This is a genomic window from Vibrio sp. 10N.261.55.F4 (assembly GCF_041470465.1).
Lineage (GTDB): Bacteria > Pseudomonadota > Gammaproteobacteria > Enterobacterales > Vibrionaceae > Vibrio > Vibrio crassostreae_C.
Genome location: NZ_JBFRMM010000023.1, coordinates 1,762 through 2,496, shown reverse-complemented (window position 1 = coordinate 2,496; position 735 = coordinate 1,762). Strand labels below are relative to the sequence as shown.

General features: G+C 46.0%; 1 protein-coding gene. It reads left to right on the top strand.

All coding sequences use genetic code 11. The annotated features are described in order from the left end of the window. On the top strand, nt 1–735 hold a 735-nt coding region (locus tag AB4249_RS12840), incomplete at both ends, for an ISL3 family transposase (protein ID WP_372103508.1).

Sequence of the window (735 nt, the reverse complement as noted above, 5' to 3'; positions counted from 1 at the left end):
TTTCCTATCTTCATTCTGGGAAGGCTTTCAAATAGTAAAGTCTCACCAGACAGCATCACTTATTACCCTGACTCTTAAACCTAACTCTGAGGCTAAGTGCCTTTGTGGTCTTGAAGCCGAAGCTATCCATGAGTATCAATGGCGTCATGTGAAAGAAGCCATGTTGCTCGGTGTTCCTGTTGAACTTTCCGTTCAAACACGAAGAATTAAGTGTCGTGACTGCGGCATAAAAACAGAGTCTCTATCTTGGCTAGAGCCTTATGCTCGCATCACGAAGCGCCTAAAAAGTTATATAGAACAACTACTGCCTCTTCTTCCCATTAAGCATATCTCCCAGTTAACAAGCGTACATTGGCACACCATTAAAGAGATAGATAAACGCCGACTTCGCCAAGTGGTACCGTCAGTGAAATGGGAGGGGCTAAGGCAACTCGTCATGGATGAGTTCGCTATCTTTAAAGGACATCGGTATGCCACGGTCATCGCTGACGCTAAGACTCACCAAGTTATTTGGATAGGGTTAGGCCGTAGCCGCAAGGACATACGACCGTTCTTCGAGCTGTTAGGCAAGCATGGCAATAATATCGAAGCGGTCGCGATGGACATGAATACGGCTTTTGACCTTGAAGTTCAAGCGCATTGCCCGAACGCAAAAATCGTTTACGACTTATTCCATGTTGTCGCTAAGTTCGGTCGTGAGGTCATGGATAGAGTCAGAGTCGACCAAGCCAACAA